The 3,365-nt window shown below is 41.1% G+C and carries 3 protein-coding genes; all 3 read left to right on the top strand.

Features of this window, described 5'->3' with window-relative positions; all coding sequences use genetic code 11:
* Positions 1 to 661 (top strand): acyltransferase family protein (locus Q0620_RS03855; RefSeq protein ID WP_298783293.1); only part of this gene is annotated, 661 nt, incomplete at its 5' end.
* Entirely contained in the window at positions 658 to 2,787 is a 2,130-nt protein-coding gene (locus Q0620_RS03850; protein ID WP_298783292.1) for a bi-domain-containing oxidoreductase, read from the top strand. The genes Q0620_RS03855 and Q0620_RS03850, both read left to right, overlap by 4 nt.
* Positions 2,784 to 3,365: hypothetical protein (locus tag Q0620_RS03845; RefSeq protein WP_298783290.1), on the top strand; the 582-nt coding region annotated here is incomplete at its 3' end. The genes Q0620_RS03850 and Q0620_RS03845, both read left to right, overlap by 4 nt.

The following is a 3,365-nucleotide window of genomic DNA, read 5'->3' as shown; positions in this document are numbered from 1 at the left end:
CTTTTTTAGCTCTTATCCGAGCGGCGTTTTATGGACACTTAGCGTCGAATTATCGTTTTATATCGTCCTTCCATTTATTTTGTGTATTAGAAAAGCAATTATAAGAAATTTATTGTTAGTTTTTCTATTTTTTACATCAATGATAATTCCCGCAATCGCCGATGAAAATTTTTACTCCGCTTCAAATTTAAATAAGCTTCTTGAGCTTATATGCTTGCCGTTTTTGTGGATATTTATCATCGGGATGGTTATGAGACTTTATTGGTTGGATATAAAAAAATATCTCGTAGGTTACGGCTTATTTTATATTGCGTTCTATTTAATATTTTGTTTTGTGGCTATAGAGTTTGGAAGCGGGCTTGGAGATTATAAGAGAGGCTTGGAAATTTCTACCGTATTTCAAATTTTCCTTTTAGCGCTAGCTATGTTTAGTATGGCTTTTTCCTACACAAATTTAAAGATGGCCAGAAGCACAGATCTCTCTTATAGTACATATCTTTATCATATGCTAATAGTTCAAATTTTAATTAGTCTGGGCTTTGGCGGCTCTTTATGGCTATATCTCATAGTGGTAGCCGCGACGCTCGCGATAGCTTGCGTCTCTTGGAATTTTATAGAAAAGCCGGCACTAAAATTAAAACAAATAAAGGTTGTAAAATGATACAAGCAATAGTTAAAAAAGGTAAGGTTTTAGCAGAACAGATCCCTGCTCCAAGCGTTTCAAGGGGATGCGTTCTTATCAAAGTAGTGAATAGCTGCATATCGGCGGGCACCGAGATAAGCGGCGTATCAAATAGCGGAAAGAGCTTGATTAGAAGGGCTTTGGAGCAGCCGGAGAACGTAAAAAAAGTCATCAATATGGTGAAATCCGACGGCATAGCCAGCGTCTATGCGAAGGTAAAGGGCAAGCTTGATAGCGGAAGCCCGACCGGCTATTCGCTTAGCGGCGTCGTCATAGCGGTCGGAGAGGGCGTTTCAAATTTTGAGATCGGAGAGCGCGTCGCCGCAGCCGGTGCAGGGCTTGCAAACCACGCAGAATACGTAGATGTGCCTAAAAATTTAGTTATGAAAATGCCGCAGGATATGGACTTTGAGCGGGCTTGCACCGTGACTCTCGGCGGCATAGCGATGCAAGGCGTTAGGCGGATCGATCTAAGGCTGGGCGAGACCTGCGTAGTCGTGGGAGCTGGGATCTTAGGGCTTCTTGCGGTGCAGATGCTTAAAATTTCAGGCGTGAGGGTTGCGGTTAGCGATTTTGACGATAGGCGCTTGCAGATAGCAAAGGAATACGGCGCCGAGCTAACTATCAATCCTTCAAAGGAAAATTTGCTAGACGTCGTTTCATCTTGGAGCGGCGGATACGGCGCCGATGGCGTGCTATTTACCGCCGCTACGAGCAGTAGCGAGCCGCTATCGCAAAGCTTTCAGATGTGCAAGAAGAAGGGCAGAGTGGTGCTCGTAGGCGTTGCCAGCATGCAGATCAATAGAGAGGATATGTATAAAAAGGAGCTTGATTTTCTCATCTCCACTTCCTACGGTCCCGGTCGCTACGACAAGAGCTACGAAGAGGGGGGGCTTGATTATCCGTTTAGCTACGTCAGATGGACCGAAAATCGAAATATGAGCGAGTATCTAAGGCTAGTAAATGAAAATTTGATCAAGCTGGATAAGCTCATAGACGCAAAATATCCTATCGAGCAGGTAACGGAGGCGTTTGAATCGCTACAGACTTCGCAGAATAAGCCGCTTATGGTTTTGCTTGACTACGGCGAGGCAAATTTAACCGAGCTTGATAGCTATCTAAATCATGATAAAAAAATCATTATAAGCTCCGCGCCAGTAAACAGGGATGTGATAAACGTCGCGTTCGTAGGCGTCGGCGGATTTGCTACCGGGATGCACCTGCCTAATATCTCAAAGCTTACGGACAAGTATAAAATTTACGCGATCATGAACCGGAGTGGACATAAAGCAAAGGCCGTGGCGCAGCAATACGGAGCGAACTACGCTACTTCAAATTTAGACGATATTTTAAATGACAAAAACGTTGATTTGGTGATCATCTCCACAAGGCACGATAGCCATGCGGAGCTTACTTTAAAGGCGCTTGAAGCGGGCAAAAACGTATTTGTAGAAAAGCCGCTTGCGACAAATAAAGAGGAGCTTGAAAAGATAAATAAATTTTACGAAGGGGGAGGCGACAAGCCCCTTTTATTCGTGGGATTCAACAGGCGATTTAGCGCTTACGTGCAGGAGATAAAAAAGCACACGAGCGTCAGAATAAATCCTATGATAATTAGATATAGAATGAACGCGGGCTATATACCAATGGATCATTGGGTGCATGAAAACGGCGGCAGGATGGTAGGCGAAGCATGCCATATAATAGATCTGATGACGGCGCTAACGGGTAGCGAGACACAGAGCGTATTTTCACAGGCAATCACGCCGAGTAATGAAAAATATAGCGCCGAGGATAATAAATCCATCGTCTTAAAATACAAAGACGGCTCGGTGGCCAATATCGAGTATTTTGCAAACGGCAGCAAGGAGCTAAGTAAGGAATTTATGGAAATTCACTTCGACGGCAAGAGCATTGTTTTAGACGATTATAAAAGCCTAAAGGGATATGGAGTGAGGCTGAAAGAAATTTCAACGAACGTAAGCCAAAAGGGGCAGCTCGAAGAGCTCGAGGCGCTATTTGAGGCTCTAAAAGGCAGCAAAAAAAACTGGCCGATAGAGCTTTGGGACATGGTGCAGACGACGGAGATTTCATTTTTAATATGATTGGTAGTATAAAAAAAATTATTAAATCAAACTATATTTTAGAAGCATTTGCAAGAAGGCTTTATGCCATTATACCCTATAGGATTAGAAAATTAAATAGAGAATTTTATAATTTTTATAATCTACTATTGAATAACGAAATAGAGAATATTAAGCATATGGAAAAATACCAGTTTGAATCATTAAAACATATTGTTGATATTGCATATTACAAAACAACATTCTATAAAGAAAAATATGATTCTGCGGGCTTTCATCCTTCTATGCTAAATGATATCTCTGATTTAAAGAAAATACCTATATTAACAAAAGATGAAATAAGAAATAATTCTAAAAAGATGGTGCGTAGCGATGTTTCTATATCGTATTTAAAAAAAGCATATACGAGTGGGACAACTGGAAAAACATTAGAGATATATGAGGATGATAAAACTAGACTACGGGAATTAGCATCTATCTTTTATCAATGGAAAAGAATTGGTTATGTTCCTGGCGATGGCAGGATTGAATTTAGAGGCTTCGTAGATGACAATAAAGATTTTATTTTTCTGCCAGACGAAAGAGTTTTAAGAATTAAT

It is taken from the genome of uncultured Campylobacter sp. (assembly GCF_938017615.1).
Lineage (GTDB): Bacteria > Campylobacterota > Campylobacteria > Campylobacterales > Campylobacteraceae > Campylobacter_B.
Note: the sequence above shows the minus strand (reverse complement) of the source record. Positions and strands in the feature narration are given on the sequence as shown.

What these genes read in the sequence shown, in the direction of transcription:
- Q0620_RS03850 (WP_298783292.1), top strand. Translation starts at nt 658, where the DNA reads ATGATACAAGCAATAGTTAAAAAAGGTAAGGTTTTAGCAGAACAGATC.